The sequence below is a fragment of the Pseudomonas sivasensis genome (assembly GCF_052938085.1).
In genome coordinates this window covers 5,425,270-5,442,124 of record NZ_CP176442.1, presented here as the reverse complement: position 1 = coordinate 5,442,124, position 16,855 = coordinate 5,425,270, and the positions used below count along the sequence as shown (strand labels likewise).

Genomic DNA, 16,855 nt, shown 5'->3' with positions numbered 1-16,855 from the left:
GACATCAGCTGCTCCATAAGTTCCCACACGAATTGCTTGATTCATTGAAGAAGACGATAAAGAAGCAGCCCGAAATTGGGTCTGTAGCTCAGTTGGTTAGAGCGCACCCCTGATAAGGGTGAGGTCGGCAGTTCGAATCTGCCCAGACCCACCAATTTTGTGTGGGAAACGCCTGTAGAAATACGGGGCCATAGCTCAGCTGGGAGAGCGCCTGCCTTGCACGCAGGAGGTCAACGGTTCGATCCCGTTTGGCTCCACCACTACTGCTTCTGTTTGTTGAAAGCTTAGAAATGAGCATTCCATTGTTATGATGGTGAATGTTGATTTCTAGTCTTTGATTAGATCGTTCTTTAAAAATTTGGGTATGTGATAGAAAGATAGACTGAACGTTACTTTCACTGGTAACGGATCAGGCTAAGGTAAAATTTGTGAGTGGCTCGAAAGAGCCAAATCGAATTTTCGGCGAATGTTGTCTTCACAGTATAACCAGATTGCTTGGGGTTATATGGTCAAGTGAAGAAGCGCATACGGTGGATGCCTTGGCAGTCAGAGGCGATGAAAGACGTGGTAGCCTGCGAAAAGCTTCGGGGAGTCGGCAAACAGACTTTGATCCGGAGATGTCTGAATGGGGGAACCCAGCCATCATAAGATGGTTATCTTACGCTGAATACATAGGCGTAAGAGGCGAACCAGGGGAACTGAAACATCTAAGTACCCTGAGGAAAAGAAATCAACCGAGATTCCCTTAGTAGTGGCGAGCGAACGGGGACTAGCCCTTAAGTGGCTTTGAGATTAGCGGAACGCTCTGGAAAGTGCGGCCATAGTGGGTGATAGCCCTGTACGCGAAAATCTCTTAGTCATGAAATCGAGTAGGACGGAGCACGAGAAACTTTGTCTGAATATGGGGGGACCATCCTCCAAGGCTAAATACTACTGACTGACCGATAGTGAACTAGTACCGTGAGGGAAAGGCGAAAAGAACCCCGGAGAGGGGAGTGAAATAGATCCTGAAACCGTATGCGTACAAGCAGTGGGAGCCCACTTTGTTGGGTGACTGCGTACCTTTTGTATAATGGGTCAGCGACTTATTTTCAGTGGCGAGCTTAACCGAATAGGGGAGGCGTAGCGAAAGCGAGTCTTAATAGGGCGTCTAGTCGCTGGGAATAGACCCGAAACCGGGCGATCTATCCATGGGCAGGTTGAAGGTTGGGTAACACTAACTGGAGGACCGAACCGACTACCGTTGAAAAGTTAGCGGATGACCTGTGGATCGGAGTGAAAGGCTAATCAAGCTCGGAGATAGCTGGTTCTCCTCGAAAGCTATTTAGGTAGCGCCTCATGTATCACTGTAGGGGGTAGAGCACTGTTTCGGCTAGGGGGTCATCCCGACTTACCAAACCGATGCAAACTCCGAATACCTACAAGTGCCGAGCATGGGAGACACACGGCGGGTGCTAACGTCCGTCGTGAAAAGGGAAACAACCCAGACCGTCAGCTAAGGTCCCAAAGTTATGGTTAAGTGGGAAACGATGTGGGAAGGCTTAGACAGCTAGGAGGTTGGCTTAGAAGCAGCCACCCTTTAAAGAAAGCGTAATAGCTCACTAGTCGAGTCGGCCTGCGCGGAAGATGTAACGGGGCTCAAACCATACACCGAAGCTACGGGTATCACGTAAGTGATGCGGTAGAGGAGCGTTCTGTAAGCCTGTGAAGGTGAGTTGAGAAGCTTGCTGGAGGTATCAGAAGTGCGAATGCTGACATGAGTAACGACAATGGGTGTGAAAAACACCCACGCCGAAAGACCAAGGTTTCCTGCGCAACGTTAATCGACGCAGGGTTAGTCGGTCCCTAAGGCGAGGCTGAAAAGCGTAGTCGATGGAAAACAGGTTAATATTCCTGTACTTCTGGTTATTGCGATGGAGGGACGGAGAAGGCTAGGCCAGCTTGGCGTTGGTTGTCCAAGTTTAAGGTGGTAGGCTGAGATCTTAGGTAAATCCGGGATCTTAAGGCCGAGAGCTGATGACGAGTTAACTTTTAGTTAACGAAGTGGTTGATGCCATGCTTCCAAGAAAAGCTTCTAAGCTTCAGGTAACCAGGAACCGTACCCCAAACCGACACAGGTGGTTGGGTAGAGAATACCAAGGCGCTTGAGAGAACTCGGGTGAAGGAACTAGGCAAAATGGCACCGTAACTTCGGGAGAAGGTGCGCCGGTGAGGGTGAAGGACTTGCTCCGTAAGCTCATGCCGGTCGAAGATACCAGGCCGCTGCGACTGTTTATTAAAAACACAGCACTCTGCAAACACGAAAGTGGACGTATAGGGTGTGACGCCTGCCCGGTGCCGGAAGGTTAATTGATGGGGTTAGCTAACGCGAAGCTCTTGATCGAAGCCCCGGTAAACGGCGGCCGTAACTATAACGGTCCTAAGGTAGCGAAATTCCTTGTCGGGTAAGTTCCGACCTGCACGAATGGCGTAACGATGGCGGCGCTGTCTCCACCCGAGACTCAGTGAAATTGAAATCGCTGTGAAGATGCAGTGTATCCGCGGCTAGACGGAAAGACCCCGTGAACCTTTACTATAGCTTTGCACTGGACTTTGAATTTGCTTGTGTAGGATAGGTGGGAGGCTTTGAAGCGTGGACGCCAGTCTGCGTGGAGCCAACCTTGAAATACCACCCTGGCAACTTTGAGGTTCTAACTCAGGTCCGTTATCCGGATCGAGGACAGTGTATGGTGGGTAGTTTGACTGGGGCGGTCTCCTCCTAAAGAGTAACGGAGGAGTACGAAGGTGCGCTCAGACCGGTCGGAAATCGGTCGTAGAGTATAAAGGCAAAAGCGCGCTTGACTGCGAGACAGACACGTCGAGCAGGTACGAAAGTAGGTCTTAGTGATCCGGTGGTTCTGTATGGAAGGGCCATCGCTCAACGGATAAAAGGTACTCCGGGGATAACAGGCTGATACCGCCCAAGAGTTCATATCGACGGCGGTGTTTGGCACCTCGATGTCGGCTCATCACATCCTGGGGCTGAAGCCGGTCCCAAGGGTATGGCTGTTCGCCATTTAAAGTGGTACGCGAGCTGGGTTTAGAACGTCGTGAGACAGTTCGGTCCCTATCTGCCGTGGACGTTTGAGATTTGAGAGGGGCTGCTCCTAGTACGAGAGGACCGGAGTGGACGAACCTCTGGTGTTCCGGTTGTCACGCCAGTGGCATTGCCGGGTAGCTATGTTCGGAATAGATAACCGCTGAAAGCATCTAAGCGGGAAACTAGCCTCAAGATGAGATCTCACTGGAACCTTGAGTTCCCTAAAGGGCCGTCGAAGACTACGACGTTGATAGGTTGGGTGTGTAAGCGCTGTGAGGCGTTGAGCTAACCAATACTAATTGCCCGTGAGGCTTGACCATATAACACCCAAGCAATTTGCTTGCTTCGAGCTGAAAAGCGAAAGAGCACCAGATTGCGGTGTGTGAAGACGAAATGAACCGAAAGTTCGACTCTTGCAAACACCGAAAGCTATCACATACCCAATTTGCTGAAGCGAGGCCAGCTGGTCACGACTCAGTACCCGAATTTCTTGACGACCATAGAGCATTGGAACCACCTGATCCCATCCCGAACTCAGTAGTGAAACGATGCATCGCCGATGGTAGTGTGGGGTTTCCCCATGTGAGAGTAGGTCATCGTCAAGATTAAATTCCGAAACCCCATTTGCGAAAGCAGATGGGGTTTTGTTTTGGGCGGGCGGAAAGTGCGAAGAGGTCCACGACAAATTTGCACAGTTATTTCTGAACCAGACCACTAGAATAGGCACCTAACCTTTTTTAGAGCCAGAGCCCTACTATGCCCGATCCGGTTGATGCCCTTGAGGTGTCGGATTTACCACTGGACGATCTAGTGGCATGCCATGAGTGTGACTTGCTGATGCGCAAACCCGTGCTCGCCCTCGGCGAAAAAGCGCAATGTCCGCGCTGCGGCTACGAGCTGTACGCTCATCGCCACAATGTCGTCGAACGTAGCCTCGCGCTGGTTCTCGCGGCGCTGTTGCTGTACATCCCCGCGAACTTTCTTCCCATCATGAAGCTCAATCTACTCGGGCAGTCCTCAGAGGATACCGTCTGGAGTGGCGTAGTTGGCTTGTTCGACACCGGCATGCAGGGCGTCGCAGCTGTAGTGTTTCTATGCAGCATGGGCATTCCCTTGCTCAAGTTGCTTTGCCAATTGGCGGTGCTGCTCAGTATTCGTTGGAAAATCGGGCGTAGTTACGGCCTGCTGCTGTACCGCATCTACCACCACATGAAAGATTGGGGAATGTTGGAGGTCTACCTGATGGGCGTACTGGTAGCTATCGTAAAACTTGCCGACATGGCCTCCATCACGATTGGCCTGGGTTTGGTCTGCTTCGTCAGTCTATTAATGGTTCAGGTTCTGCTTGAGGTGGTGATGTCGCCGCATCAGATCTGGCAAGCACTGTCAGGGGAAGATGATCATGCGGGCGATTGATGCGGGCATTCTGATCTGTACCGAATGCCACGAGTTAAACAAGCAGCAAGCAGATACCGATGAGCAAATTTGCACGCGTTGCGGTGCGCTGATCCATGCTCGCCGTCCCAACAGCCTCACACGCACCTGGGCATTGCTGATCACTGCCGCGATTCTATATATCCCCGCCAACCTGCTGCCAATCATGACCATCAACTCATTGGGCCAGGGAGACCCCAGCACCATTATGGCTGGCGTGATCCAACTGGTGCAGCACGGTATGTTTCCCATCGCCGCCGTGGTATTTATCGCCAGTATTCTGGTGCCGACATTCAAGCTAGTTGGCATTGGCCTGCTACTGTTCTCGGTGCAGCGTCACCAGCCGCTCTCTGCACAACAACGCATTGTGATGTACCGCTTTATCGAATTCATTGGGCGCTGGTCCATGTTGGATATCTTCGTGATCGCCATCCTGGTGGCGGTCGTAAACTTTGGACGGCTTGCCAGCGTCGAGGCCAACCTCGGCGCAGCGGCGTTCGCCAGTGTGGTGATCTTGACGATGCTTGCCGCTGTAACTTTTGATCCCCGACTGATTTGGGATAACACGGAGTCGGACGACGACCATGAGTGAATTGCCTAAAGCTAAAACCCGCCCAGCCTCCAACTGGTCGGCCATTTGGGTGTTGCCCCTGATTGCTCTGATCATCGGCGGCTGGCTGGGATGGCGTGCCTATTCCCAGCAGGGCATCGAGATCCAAGTGCGCTTCGAAAGTGGCGAAGGCATTCAGGTCAACAAGACTGAAGTGGTCTACAAGGGCATGCCCGTGGGCAAGGTCAAAGCCTTGGCTTTGGATGACGAGGGCAACAATCGCGGGGTGATCGCCACCATCGAGATGAATAAGGACGTCGATCAATACCTCAAGACCAACACGCGCTTCTGGCTGGTCAAACCCAGCGTCAGCCTCGCCGGCATCACCGGCTTGGAAACCCTGGTCTCGGGTAACTACATCGCCGCCAGCCCTGGCGATGGTGAGCCCACACGTAAATTCAAAGCGCTCTCTGAAGAGCCCCCGTTATCCGACGCCAAGCCCGGTCTGCACTTGACCATCAAGGCTGATCGTCTCGGCTCGCTGAACCGTGGCAGCCCAGTCTTCTACAAGCAAATCCAAGTCGGCCAGGTCAAAAGCTACCTGTTGTCCGAAGATCAAAGTACCGTTGAAATCAAGGTCTACATCGAGCCGACTTACGCCAACCTGGTGCGCAAACACACGCGTTTCTGGAACGCCAGCGGCATCAGCATCGACGCTAACCTTTCCGGTGTAAAAGTGCGCAGCGAGTCTCTTTCCAGCATCGTCGCAGGCGGTATCGCCTTCGCAACGCCGGAAAACCGCAAAGACAGCCCCCCGACCGACCCAAGCCTGCCTTTCCGTCTGTATGAAGACTTCGACGCCGCCGCTGCTGGTATCAGGGTGAAGGTCAAGCTCACCGACTTCGAAGGCCTGCAGGCTGGGCGTACGCCGGTGATGTACAAAGGCATCCAGGTGGGTAGTCTGAAAACCCTGAAGATCGACCCGGACCTGTCCAGCGCCAACGCCGAGTTGACTCTCGATCCGTTGGCCGAAGATTACCTGGTGCAGGACACCCAATTCTGGGTTGTGAAACCGTCCATCTCCCTGGCAGGCATCACCGGTCTGGAAGCGTTGGTAAAAGGTAACTACATCGCCATCCGCCCTGGCGATAAGGGCAGCGCCCCGCAGCGCGAATATGTTGCCCGCGCCAAAGCGCCACCACTGGACCTGCGTTCACCGGGCCTGCACATGGTGCTGTTCACCGATAACCTCGGCTCCCTGGATGTTGGCAGCCCGATCCTCTACAAGCAGGTCAAGGTCGGTTCGGTGCAGAGCTACCAGTTCTCGCGCAAGAACAAGCAACTGGTGATTGGCGTTCACATCGAGAAGGAATACGAAAACCTGGTCAATGGCTCCACGCGCTTTTGGAATGCCAGCGGTGTCACCCTGACCGGCGGCCTCACCGGCGGCATCCAGGTCAAGAGTGAATCTCTGGCCAGCCTGATGGCCGGTGGCATCGCCTTCGAAACCCCCCAGCCAAACGTGCCGCTGAAAAAACGTATTCCGCGTTTCCGTTTGTTCGCTGACCGTGAAGCCGCCAATCAGCATGGCACGCTGGTGACCATCAAGGTCGACCGCGCCGACGGCCTGCGTCCAGGCACTGCCGTACGTTTCAAAGGCCTTGATGTCGGCAAGATCGAGAGTGTCGACCTGAGTGCCGATATGCAGTCGGTGCTCCTCAGCGCCCGCATCACTCAGGTGGCAGACCGCATCGCGCGTGCAGGTAGCCAGTTCTGGGTGGTCAAGCCGGAACTGGGCCTGATGAAAACCTCCAACCTGGAAACCCTGGTCACTGGCCAATACATCGAAGTGCAACCAGCGGTAAAAAGCTCCGGTCCGCAAAAGAGCTTTGTCGCCTTGGACCAGCCGCCTGAAGCTGTCCGACGAGAAGACGGTTTGAGCCTCACGCTCAGCGCCGCACGTCGTGGCTCGTTGAAGGAAGGTGTCCCCGTTACCTACCGCGAAGTTACCGTGGGCAAAGTCACTGGCTACGAATTGGGCCAAACCGCTGACCGTGTGCTGATCCATATCCTGATCGAGCCCAAGTACGCATCGCTGGTGCGCGGTGGCAGTCGTTTCTGGAATACCAGTGGCTTCGGTCTCGACTTCGGCCTGTTCAAAGGCGCCACCGTGCGCACCGAATCCCTTGAGACGCTGGTTTCCGGCGGTATCGCCTTCGCCACGCCAGACGGCGAGCGCATGGGCAACGCTGCACGGCCGCAGCAAACCTTTCCGCTGTTCGACAAGGTTGAGGATGAATGGCTGACCTGGGCGCCTAAAATTCCGCTCGGCAAGTAGGTCCGATAGCGCCCTCAAAAGCACTGCAAAAACCTGCACTAAAAAAGGCCGCGATCCATAAGATCGCGGCCTTTTTGCATTTCAGCGCAACACGTCAGACCTCATCCAACTCCGGCTCATCCGCCTGTGCATTCACCGTCGCCTTCACTGCGTCATGGCGACGGATGTACTTCCAGTCCGCCTCATCGATGTAGATCCCGTTCGGCCCGCTGCCGCCTTCCAGGTCGATTGCCACCTGGGCAGACACCTGCGGCTTCACACTGGCCAGGATCGGCACGAAGCCCAGCTGCAAGCTGGTTTCCAGCAATGCGGCCTGGTTCTTTTCATCGATGTCCGCTGCTTCATCAAGGTAATACGGCAAGCGCACACGCCCGGCCTGGTCGCGGTCCATCAAGTGCAGCAACAAATACATGTTGGTCAGCGCCTTGATGGTCATGGTGGTGCCGTTGGATGCTGCACCGTCGATGTCGGTGTGAATCACCGGCTGGCCATGCACCTTGGTGATCTCGAAAGCCAGCTCGAACAGATCCTTGAGGCCCAGTTGGTTATGGTTAGCCGCCACCAGGCGTGCGAGGTATTCCTTAGCCTCTTCGTTCTTGTTGTCTTGCTCGGCGCTCTGGCTGAGGTCGAAGACCGACAAGGTTTCACCTTCCTCGTACTGACCCGCGCTGTGGATGATCTGGTCGATATGCTTGAGGGCTTCCTTATTCGGCGCCAGCACGATACGGAAGCTTTGCAGGTTGGACACCTGGCGCTTGTTGATCTCGCGGTTGAACAGCGCCAGTTGGTGCTCAAGGCTGTCGTAGTCGCTACGGATGTTACGCAAGGTCCGCGCGATATCAGTGACCGCCGCACGGCGTGCCTTGCCGAGGGTCAGCGCCTCATCGGTGCGGTGCGCATAGGCATTGATCAACAGTTGCAGGCGACGCTCGACATCATCCTCGCTGTCGAACTTGGCGACGCCCTTGAGGCGCACCTGCGCATACAGCGCCTCGATTTGGCCATCAGCGCGCAGCAGACCTTGCCAGCTGTCCTGATAGTCGTTGAGCAATGGCAACAGGTTGTCCATGGAGTCGTCGACCGGGTCCATGAACGGCGTACCGAACGGCAAGTCCGCGGGCAGCAACTGACGACGGCGTAAGGCGTCATCAAGCGTACGCTGTTTGGCTTCCATATCACCGATCTGCCGACCGACCAGTTGGAGCTTGGCCGACAGTTGCTGAACGCGCTCGGTAAATGCATCACTGGACCGCTTCAATTCGTCCTGAGCGGCTTCCATCTGCGCCAGGTTTTCCAGCTTCTCGCCTTCTTCGGCGCTCAGGGTTTGCGCACGGCGGAAATCTTCCAAGGCCTTTTGCGCGTCCAGCACTTGCTGGTACAGCGCCTCGGTTTGGGTCTTGCTCGCCGCGCGGTCGGAAGTTACAGCCTGCTGCGTCTTGAGCTGCTTGAGTTCTTTTTCCAGGCGCTCTTTCTGGTCGCGCAATGCGGCGCGATCTGCCAGGGCCTGCAACGCCGGTGGTTCGATGTGCGAGATGTCGATGGACAGCCCCGGCACTTCGAAACGCTCGCCCTTGAAGCCATCGAGGATCTGCTCCAGGGATTTGACCCACTGGCCGTCCTCATCCAGCGTGATGCCGTGTTCACCCAACGGGAGGCTGAACAACGAACTGTTGAACAGACGCATCAGACGCTCGACATCCTGCTGTGAGAATTCTTCCCGCAGCTTGGCGTAGCTGTTGTTGTCTGCGTGATCAAGCTGCTGCTTGACCGACTTCAAACGCTTTTCCAGATCCCGCAGACGCTCGTCCAAATCCTCGGCGCTGAACTGGCGTGACTGCGCCAAAGCGCCGGCCAGTTCATCGTGAGCATCCTTGGCCGCCAGCAGTTGTTGCTCCAGGACCTTCACGTCATCCACCAGGGCAAAGCGATGCTTGAGCACCGACAGCTCGCCCAACCAACGCTGGATGCCGCTGATCTCACGCTCCAGGCGCATCAGCTCTTGGGTGCCGCCACGCTGGTCGTTCTGCAGCGCGTCCTGCTCGTTGCGATAGTGTTCGGCCTGGATCGTCAGCTCTTCCTTACGTGCACTGGCGTAGTCCGACCAGGTGCCCAGCAACGAATCGAGCAAGGGCGACAGGCGATGCAGTTTGCCGCGCAATGTGTCGCGCTGCCGAACGCCATTGGCCAGTGCCTCGACCAATGGGCCGGCTGCGACCAGGGAGTTGTAATCCTGTTCCATACGTCGCACATCGCGGAAGGCTTCTTCGCACGCGGCGATGTAGTCCACACTGCCGGAACGCAGGCTGTGTTCGAAGGCATCGAGGAACAATTGCTTGAGCTTGGCCGCCGTGATTTCGCGCATATGCAGCAAGTTGATAAACAGCGCGCGGAAGGTCTTCAGACTCTGTTCGCTGGTGGAACGCAGCGGGATCAGCGTCAGGTCCAGGGGGATCGACGTGTGGCCGCCCACCAGCAAACGGCGCAGTTCATCCGGCTTGAGTTCGTAGGCTTTCAGACCCTCGCGCTCAAGGTTGGTAAACAGTTCTTTCTGACGCAGGCACGTGTCGTTCTTTTGGTAGTGAGCCAGGTCCAGCTTGCCCGCGTAAGCGAAGAACTGGTGACCGAAACCGCCACCCGGGCCGCGTCCTACCACACCGATCACGTGCGGACCGTGGGGCAGGGACACTTCCACCAGGATGTAGCTGGTGTCGGTTGCAAAGTAGAAACGGCGCGATTGCTCCAACGTGTACTTGCCGAAACTCATGTCCGACATGCGCGCCAGGATCGGGAACTGCAAGGCGTTGATCGATGCGGATTTACCCAGGTTGTTCGCGCCATACACCGATAGCGGCTCTTCCAGCGGGAACAAACCGAGGCTGTAACCGGCGGTGTTCAATAGGGCGAAGCGGCGGATGCCGTAGCGTTCCTTGCTCATGCGTCGGTCTCCTGTTCTTCGGCAATGGCACGCGCCAGTGCGTCTTCTTCGCTTTCTTCTGCGAAGTCGCTTAGGTCCAGCGGATCATCGGTTTTCAGCAGTTTTTCATCGCTGTCTTCGTCGATGATCACTGGCGCTGGCAATGGCAATACGCTGTGCACGCTGGCGGCGAGGTCACGGTCTTGTTGCACCGACAGGCACACGTCGAGGAAGCGGTGCATCGGCGGCAGGAAGCGATAGATGCCGTTGTCTTCGCTGGCAAAACCCAACTGCGTCATGCGGCGCATGATTTTTTCTTCGAGTTCTTCCTGGGTCTGCACTTCGGCCTGGATAAACAGATCGCGGTATTTTTCCAGCAGCGACGGCAGCTCATCCCGTCCAAGGCTGCCGCCGTCGAGCACGGCGATCGGATCGCGGCCCTGGTCGGCCAAGTGCTCGACGATGATGAAGGTGAACAGCGCCAGGCGCTGCGCTGTCTTGTTGACTTGCGCGCTGGCGATCGCGGAGTCCGGCACGAAGTAGTAGAAGCCTCGTGTATCGCAGACCAGCTCAAAACCCAGCGCCCGGAACAGCGTGCGGTACTGGTCCTGGAAGTTTGACAGTTGCGCGTACAGCTCCGGGTCGCGGCGGCTGACGTGGTAACCCTTGAACAGCTCGCGAAAGATCGGCGCCAGCTGGGACAGTTCGGATAGATCAAGATGCATAAGGGGTGCTCGCAGAATTCTCGGCGGAGTCGGTGCTGGCCGGGAGCAGGGCGAAGGAGCGCAGGCTGACCTGGTGCTCGTGTGTGTGGTAATCGCGGCGTTCCAGGCGTTCGCGCTTGAAGCGTTTTTCCCGCGAGAGCCGCGAGAACCAGTACAGCAATTCGTCGGTTGCGCCGTCCGGTTCCTGCTCCAGCAGCCAGTTCATCAGGTCCGGCATTGGCAGAGCATCTTCGCAACGCTCCAGCATTTCCTTGACCGTACGCGGCGCGCGTTGGGCTTCGCCCTTGTGGGATTTGTGCGCCTTGGGGAATCGCGCCGGTTTCGGCTCGAAATTCGCCAGGGCGTACACATAGGCCTCGACCTGGCTGGCACTGCCCAGGAAGGTGCTTTGCGGCCGGGTGAACATGGGCATCGCCGCCTGCGGCACAGCGTCCAGGCCTTTACGGCGGATGGCCGATAATGCCAGCGCGGCGCCACGGGTCACGGCGTTGTGCCGGCGTGCTTCCTCTCGTAGCGGCAACAGCAGCTCCCGCGCATGACGCAAGGTCAGTTGGGCACTGGTCTGCATTTCGAGGATGCGCGCGTGGGTGCGCAGCAGCATGTCGTCGTCCACCAGGTGGCCAAGGCGCTGCTGCTCGGTGAGCATGCGCAGCAGCACATTCTCGACCTTGCGCACGCCTTGCTCGAAGGCGCCGTCGGCATTCACCAACTGGATCATCGGTTCGACGTATTCGTCCCAGGTCGCCAGGACTTCGGCGTAACGCTGGCGCAACGGGATCTGCCGGTCGCTGGTCTTGGCACGGTCGGCCACGGCCGCGAGGGCTTGTTCGTCGTTGGCGAGTTTTTTCAGCACATCCCGCACGCGCATATCCAGCAAGCGCAGTTGGCGGGCCAGGTCGTGACCATCGCGGATGTCGAAGGCGTCCTGGATATAACCGGCCAGGCGCTCAAGATGGCGCAGGTAAGCTTCGATTTCCAGGCACAGGCCAAGCCGGTGCTCCTTGCGAAGATACGCCAGGAAGTCGTGGATCTGCGCGTTGAGCTCGAAACGGTTCGGGCTCTTGGCGACAGGCACCAGGATATCCAAGCGAATCCACACGTCCAGCAGGCTAGTGATGTCCTGGGGCGTGCTGTCCAGTTGTTGGGCGGCCAGTTGTGCGCGCAGCTCGCTCAGGCTCAGGGTGCCTTGGTCGAAGTGTTCGCACAGTGGCTCAAGTAAGGCCCAGTGTTCGGCGAGGGCGCGCAGGACGCGCTTGGGTTCGATCATGGGAATGGCCGGCTGGTTGGCGATTAAAAGTCGCGATTGTACTGCATCAGGCGTGGGATTTATCCACAGCCGGTCAGTGCGCAGTGGGCGATTGTTACCGAACAGCGGTAGAATCCCCGCTCTTTACTTATCCACAAGTGGCCGAGCTGTGCTTATCGAGTCCCGACGTCGCGCTTACTTGACCGCCATGCAGGTGGTCAACTGGCTGCCCCGCACCGAACTGCCGTTTGCCGCGCCGTCGCGGCCCGAGTTGCTGCAGGCGCTTGAGCCTTATGACGCGTTCGAGACCTCTGGCGAGGAGGCCGCTGCACCGGTGGCAGTCGTCAAGCCAGAGCCGCAGGCGCGCCCGGCGGTCGAACGCACCAAGATCGAAGTGCCACGTCCGTCGCCGGTGGCCAAGCCCGTGGTCGCCGAAGCAGAAGCCCCGGTGGTCAAGGCCCCGGTAGTGCCGCCGCCGCGCTTTGCCCTGCAATTGCTGCGGGCCGGGCGCTGTCTGCTGTTGGTGGAATTGCCCACCGGTGAACGCTTCCAGACGCGCGACCCCGCCTACATGCTGCTCAAAGACATGCTGCGCGCTGCGGGTCTGCCTGACAGCCCGCAAATCGTCGGGGACCCGGTACGCTGGCCGCTGTTGGTGCGCGGCACCATGGACCAAGGCCCTGAAGCGGCGCGGGACTTTGTGCAAGGCTTTGTCTCGGCGCGCCTGGAAGACGAACCCTGTGTCTGCCTGTGGCTGATCGGCCTCCCCGCCGTGCGGTTTGCCGGCGAGGCGAATGCCGAGTCCTGGTACCGCGAACTGCAGGTCGAGGGCCTGGGTTCTGTATGGGCCCTGCCGGGCCTGGAATTATTAATGGAAGAGCCACAGCGTAAGGCTGATGTCTGGCAAGCCATGCGCCGGCTGATGGCGCGCTGGAAAACAACCGATGAGTGAGGCTTTATCCTTCCGCCCGATGACCGAGGCTGACCTCGATGCCGTGCTGAAAATCGAATACGCGGCGTTCAGCCACCCCTGGACTCGCGGGATCTTTCTCGATGGGCTGGGCAAGTACCAGATCTGGCTGATGTTCGAAGGCGAGCAGCAAGTGGGCCACGGCGTAGTGCAGATCATCCTTGATGAGGCGCATTTGCTGAACATCACTGTCAAGCCGGAAAACCAGGGCCGTGGCCTGGGGTTGGCGTTGCTGGAGCACCTGATGTCCCGCGCTTATGCTGCCAAGGCACGCGAATGCTTCCTGGAAGTGCGCGACAGCAATACCGGCGCGTTCCGTCTGTATGAGCGTTATGGGTTCAACGAGATTGGGCGTCGCCGGGACTACTACCCGGCTGTCGGTGGGCGCGAAGATGCGGTCGTCATGGCCTGCACCTTGGTCGATTAAACACGCGATCCAATGTGGGAGGGGGCCGGTCGAATCGTCTTACCGCCCCTCCCACATTTGGATTTGCGCAGTGTCAGCGGTTTCCGTCTACCGGGTCCAGATCAGCCAGCTCCGCTTCATCCAGGCCATTGCCGCCGCCAATTTCATCTTCATCCACAATGCTCAGGTCAAAATCTGCCGGGTTGTCTTCACCCGCCTCCCGGGCATCCCGTGCGCCATCTTCATGGATCAGGGTTTCCGGGCTCATATCGTCATCGGTCGGCTCGTGATCATCCGTCGAAGCGCCAGTCAGACCGGCTTCACGTACCCGTTCGTCGGGCATCAGGTGTTCGCGTTCGCGGGGCGGGATTTCATCGCCGATTTCCGCCGTCGGCGCCTCCTCGTCAAAATCCAGCTCGCGCATCGAGCCCATGCGATCTTCGTTGTCGTCAATCGGTTCGGGCTGTGTAGCGCCGTAGGGACGTCGTGATTCAGTCATGGCCAATCCTCATACTGTGGGGCTTATAGTGTGTGGACAGGCACGGCTCGCCAAAGATTCAAGCTAATTTGCGCATCGCGTGACCTGGACGAAAGGTCGTCAGTCACAAAACTGCGCATCATTCCTGAGGCTTTCCCTGATGAACGAACTACAAGACCTGCTTGATAACAATGAACGCTGGGCGGACGCGATCAAACAGGAAGATCCCGAATTCTTCGCCAAGCTCGCCCGCCAGCAAACCCCGGAATACCTGTGGATCGGCTGCTCCGACGCCCGCGTACCGGCCAACGAGATCGTCGGCATGCTGCCGGGTGATCTGTTCGTGCACCGCAACGTGGCCAACGTGGTGTTGCACACCGACCTCAACTGCCTGTCGGTGATCCAGTACGCGGTCGACGTGCTCAAGGTCAAACACATCCTTGTTACCGGCCACTATGGCTGTGGCGGTGTGCGGGCTTCGATGCAAGATCGCCAGTTCGGCCTGATCGACGGCTGGCTGCGCACCATTCGCGACTTGTATTACGAAAACCGCGACGTGCTGGCCCAATTGCCGACCGAAGAGGAACGCGTCGATCGCATGTGCGAGCTGAACGTGATTCAGCAGGTGGCCAACGTAGGCCACACCAGCATTGTGCAAAACGCCTGGCACCGGGGGCAAAGCCTGTCGATTCATGGTTGCATCTACGGCATCAAGGATGGCCGCTGGAAGAGTTTGAACACCACCATCAGTGGCTTCGAGCAACTACCGCCGCAATATCGCTTGCGGCCGTTGGGCGAAGCCTAAGGTCGTTTGCGCATTCGCCACTGCGCCATGAACGCTTGGCCTTCGGCGTTCAATGGCTCCTGGCTGCCAGTGATCCAGCCCCGGCAGTTCAGTTCGCCGCATTGGCAAGCGAACTGCCGGAACAGCACGTCCTCAGTGCTGGCGTAGTCCAGGGTCAGCCAGGCGCCGGCGGCGATAGGTTGCACGGTCCAGAGCTCCAGGTACGTGGTGTCGAAGAATACATTCGGATTGCAGGAGTGCCGCAACAGGCCGCAGAACCAGCAATCGTACAAGTGGATGCGCGGTGATAGCTGCAGCGTATGCGGGCGTCTCTCGCCCACGGCATAGCCGGAGACATGAGCAATGCGTATGCGGCTGTCAAAGGCTGTGCGCGCCTTGACCCCGCCTTCCATGTCATTTGCGGTGCTTACGACTTTGAAATGCTCGGACGAGGGGTAGCCTTGCTCAATTCGCAGCGTCTTGAACGGATATAAGCATTCAGTCACAGCAGTTCTAGCCTTGTCCATGGCCTGAGTTTTCATAACTCTCCTTGGTTAGGCTGCATCGACCTGCGGGTGGTGTCTGACTACCAGTCTTGCAGCGGATGGGCGCGGCTAAACATTCGCTTAAGTTGGATCCGATTTCTACTGTCAAATCTAACAGTAGAAATCGGATCTTTTTTTCGTGGGATTTACAACGCAGGTTCCGTATTGAAGGGAGCTGGGGCGGCGTTCCTCAATTGTTTCAACTGAGTTTTTATTGCTGGCGTTGCACACTTGGCATTGGCTTGCTCCTGGCTCAGTTTGCGCACCGAGGTGTAGAACAATTCACAGGTCTGTTCTTTGCGCGTGACCTGCCAGGTATTCATGCAGGCCTTAAGCAGCACATTCGGATCGCTCGCCGGTTTCTGGCCCATCCCGGCCTGCCAGCAGGCGGCGCTAAGATCCTGGCCCATCACCTTCAAGCCCGCCTCGTCGGCCTTTTGCTCATCGCCGTCATAAGACTCGGGGTCGGCTGCATACCAGATGTAGCTGGGATGGTTGGAACCCAGTACTGAAACGCTTTTGCCCTCGGCCGGGCTTATCTGCGCCAGCCCGAGCACATTCACGGTTTGCCCGTATTGCTGCTTGATCCAGCTACGCACCGGTGCCCCGAACGCCACCATCGGCAACGAGCCATCGGGCTGGAGGCTCAGTTCCTTGACCATACGGGTCTGATAATCGGTGAAGTAGCTGTAGACGCCCTCCAGCTCTTTGCCCGCCGTGGACGGTGCGGCGATGGGGGCGATGTCGATCATGGTCTGGTAGGCCGGGGTTTCGGCGGCCGGCACCCCGTTGTCGGTGAGCAAGTCGGCCCAGCGATCCGTGGTTTTCGATTCCAGGTAATCCTGTGCCTGAGTGAGTGAGTAGTCCGGCGGGAAGTGCATCAACTCGATGCTTTTGCGGTTTTCCAACGCCATGCCCAACGGCAGGAAAAGGTACCAGTTAAATGCCCATTTACCGTCGCTGTTGAGCTTGCTGGCGCCTTGGTAGGCGAGGTCGGCGGTATTGAGCAGTGCCGTCAGGGGCTGGCCATAACTGTCAGGTACGCCGCTGAAGGTCGCGGCCACCTGGCCATCATGGACTTTGACGCTGACCTTGGCCCGGCTGTAGCCGTCGCGCTGCACGCTCTGGTTCAGGTAGTGCTCGACGGTCTGCTCCAGCGTCCAAGGCCGAAAGCAGATGACGTTGCAGTTGTTGGGGTAAGCGAACAACTGGGTGACACGCTGCGTGCTGCCCAGCGGTACTTCGATATCGGCTTGAACGACCGCACTGGCCATCAGTGCGGCCAGGGTCAAATACAGCCTGGTCGATGTAAGCATAGTTGGTTCCTTGTCAGCGAAAGCCCGTCTGCGCGGGATGAAAGCCCACCTCCTCACAGTAGCGGCTGAC

Annotated in this window: 12 protein-coding genes, 2 tRNA genes and 2 rRNA genes; 10 read left to right on the top strand and 6 right to left on the bottom strand. The window is 57.4% G+C overall.

Going from position 1 to position 16,855, the window contains the following annotated elements; genetic code table 11:
- The first annotated feature begins 77 nt into the window (after positions 1 to 77).
- From ACKZ62_RS25215 to ACKZ62_RS25185, 7 genes are all read left to right on the top strand, one after another.
- Positions 78 to 154: transfer RNA gene (locus ACKZ62_RS25215), tRNA-Ile, on the top strand.
- Positions 155 to 184: 30 nt separating this feature from the next.
- A tRNA-Ala gene (locus ACKZ62_RS25210) sits at positions 185 to 260 on the top strand.
- Between the two features lie 247 nt (positions 261 to 507).
- Positions 508 to 3,399 (top strand): 23S ribosomal RNA (locus tag ACKZ62_RS25205).
- Positions 3,400 to 3,568: 169 nt separating this feature from the next.
- Positions 3,569 to 3,684: ribosomal RNA gene (gene rrf, locus ACKZ62_RS25200) — 5S ribosomal RNA — on the top strand.
- A gap of 151 nt (positions 3,685 to 3,835) precedes the next feature.
- A complete protein-coding gene (locus ACKZ62_RS25195; RefSeq protein WP_032886028.1) occupies positions 3,836 to 4,495 on the top strand; it encodes a paraquat-inducible protein A in 660 nt (219 codons plus the stop codon).
- On the top strand, positions 4,482 to 5,105 hold the full coding sequence (locus tag ACKZ62_RS25190; protein WP_032886029.1) for a paraquat-inducible protein A: 624 nt from the start codon (positions 4,482 to 4,484) through the stop codon (positions 5,103 to 5,105). Before ACKZ62_RS25195 ends, ACKZ62_RS25190 begins: the two co-directional genes overlap by 14 nt.
- Complete coding sequence (locus ACKZ62_RS25185) at positions 5,098 to 7,401, top strand: PqiB family protein (RefSeq protein WP_095183739.1); 2,304 nt, start codon at positions 5,098 to 5,100, stop codon at positions 7,399 to 7,401. Before ACKZ62_RS25190 ends, ACKZ62_RS25185 begins: the two co-directional genes overlap by 8 nt.
- Before the next feature lie 94 nt (positions 7,402 to 7,495).
- Here ACKZ62_RS25185 and mksF read toward each other — a convergent pair whose 3' ends face one another.
- The 3 genes from mksF to mksB are packed head-to-tail and all read right to left on the bottom strand — an operon-like array spanning position 7,496 to position 12,307.
- Positions 7,496 to 10,336, bottom strand: a complete 2,841-nt coding sequence (gene mksF / locus ACKZ62_RS25180) for an Mks condensin complex protein MksF (protein ID WP_032886031.1) — start codon at positions 10,334 to 10,336, stop codon at positions 7,496 to 7,498.
- Positions 10,333 to 11,040: an Mks condensin complex protein MksE gene (gene mksE / locus ACKZ62_RS25175; protein WP_032886032.1), complete on the bottom strand. Its 708-nt coding sequence runs from the start codon at positions 11,038 to 11,040 to the stop codon at positions 10,333 to 10,335. The genes mksF and mksE overlap by 4 nt, the downstream gene beginning before the upstream one ends.
- Positions 11,030 to 12,307: an Mks condensin complex protein MksB gene (gene mksB / locus ACKZ62_RS25170; RefSeq protein ID WP_032886033.1), complete on the bottom strand. Its 1,278-nt coding sequence runs from the start codon at positions 12,305 to 12,307 to the stop codon at positions 11,030 to 11,032. Before mksB ends, mksE begins: the two co-directional genes overlap by 11 nt.
- Positions 12,308 to 12,494: 187 nt before the next feature.
- Here mksB and ACKZ62_RS25165 point away from each other — a divergent pair, with 187 nt between their 5' ends.
- Positions 12,495 to 13,238, top strand: a complete 744-nt coding sequence (locus ACKZ62_RS25165) for a hypothetical protein (protein WP_050442822.1) — start codon at positions 12,495 to 12,497, stop codon at positions 13,236 to 13,238.
- Positions 13,231 to 13,683 carry a ribosomal protein S18-alanine N-acetyltransferase gene (gene rimI / locus ACKZ62_RS25160; RefSeq protein WP_032886035.1) on the top strand — a complete coding sequence of 151 codons (453 nt, stop codon included), beginning with the start codon at positions 13,231 to 13,233 and terminating at the stop codon, positions 13,681 to 13,683. Before ACKZ62_RS25165 ends, rimI begins: the two co-directional genes overlap by 8 nt.
- Positions 13,684 to 13,756: 73 nt before the next feature.
- On the opposite strand, the gene ACKZ62_RS25155 is transcribed toward rimI, so the two are convergent.
- The gene (locus ACKZ62_RS25155) at positions 13,757 to 14,161 is read right to left on the bottom strand and encodes a hypothetical protein (RefSeq protein WP_032886036.1); all 405 of its coding nucleotides are present in this window, start codon (positions 14,159 to 14,161) and stop codon (positions 13,757 to 13,759) included.
- A 139-nt stretch (positions 14,162 to 14,300) separates the two neighbouring features.
- Here ACKZ62_RS25155 and can point away from each other — a divergent pair, with 139 nt between their 5' ends.
- Positions 14,301 to 14,945: a carbonate dehydratase gene (gene can, locus ACKZ62_RS25150; RefSeq protein WP_003188288.1), complete on the top strand. Its 645-nt coding sequence runs from the start codon at positions 14,301 to 14,303 to the stop codon at positions 14,943 to 14,945.
- Here can and ACKZ62_RS25145 read toward each other — a convergent pair.
- Together ACKZ62_RS25145 and ACKZ62_RS25140 are read right to left on the bottom strand one after the other, a co-directional pair.
- On the bottom strand, positions 14,942 to 15,466 hold the full coding sequence (locus ACKZ62_RS25145) for an SET domain-containing protein-lysine N-methyltransferase (RefSeq protein ID WP_095183741.1): 525 nt from the start codon (positions 15,464 to 15,466) through the stop codon (positions 14,942 to 14,944). The genes can and ACKZ62_RS25145 overlap by 4 nt on opposite strands.
- A 149-nt stretch (positions 15,467 to 15,615) precedes the next feature.
- The gene (locus tag ACKZ62_RS25140) at positions 15,616 to 16,785 is read right to left on the bottom strand and encodes a hypothetical protein (protein WP_447095986.1); all 1,170 of its coding nucleotides are present in this window, start codon (positions 16,783 to 16,785) and stop codon (positions 15,616 to 15,618) included.
- Positions 16,786 to 16,855: the final 70 nt, after the last annotated feature.

Bases quoted from the DNA above. Each gene is read 5' to 3' on its own strand.
- ACKZ62_RS25190 (WP_032886029.1), top strand. From the start codon at position 4,482: ATGCGGGCGATTGATGCGGGCATTCTGATCTGTACCGAATGCCACGAG.
- mksB (WP_032886033.1), bottom strand. From the start codon at position 12,307: ATGATCGAACCCAAGCGCGTCCTGCGCGCCCTCGCCGAACACTGGGCC.
- ACKZ62_RS25165 (WP_050442822.1), top strand. From the start codon at position 12,495: ATGCAGGTGGTCAACTGGCTGCCCCGCACCGAACTGCCGTTTGCCGCG.
- ACKZ62_RS25155 (WP_032886036.1), bottom strand. From the start codon at position 14,161: ATGACTGAATCACGACGTCCCTACGGCGCTACACAGCCCGAACCGATT.
- ACKZ62_RS25185 (WP_095183739.1), top strand. From the start codon at position 5,098: ATGAGTGAATTGCCTAAAGCTAAAACCCGCCCAGCCTCCAACTGGTCG.
- ACKZ62_RS25140 (WP_447095986.1), bottom strand. From the start codon at position 16,785: ATGCTTACATCGACCAGGCTGTATTTGACCCTGGCCGCACTGATGGCC.
- mksE (WP_032886032.1), bottom strand. From the start codon at position 11,040: ATGCATCTTGATCTATCCGAACTGTCCCAGCTGGCGCCGATCTTTCGC.
- can (WP_003188288.1), top strand. From the start codon at position 14,301: ATGAACGAACTACAAGACCTGCTTGATAACAATGAACGCTGGGCGGAC.
- ACKZ62_RS25145 (WP_095183741.1), bottom strand. From the start codon at position 15,466: ATGAAAACTCAGGCCATGGACAAGGCTAGAACTGCTGTGACTGAATGC.
- rimI (WP_032886035.1), top strand. From the start codon at position 13,231: ATGAGTGAGGCTTTATCCTTCCGCCCGATGACCGAGGCTGACCTCGAT.
- mksF (WP_032886031.1), bottom strand. From the start codon at position 10,336: ATGAGCAAGGAACGCTACGGCATCCGCCGCTTCGCCCTATTGAACACC.
- ACKZ62_RS25195 (WP_032886028.1), top strand. From the start codon at position 3,836: ATGCCCGATCCGGTTGATGCCCTTGAGGTGTCGGATTTACCACTGGAC.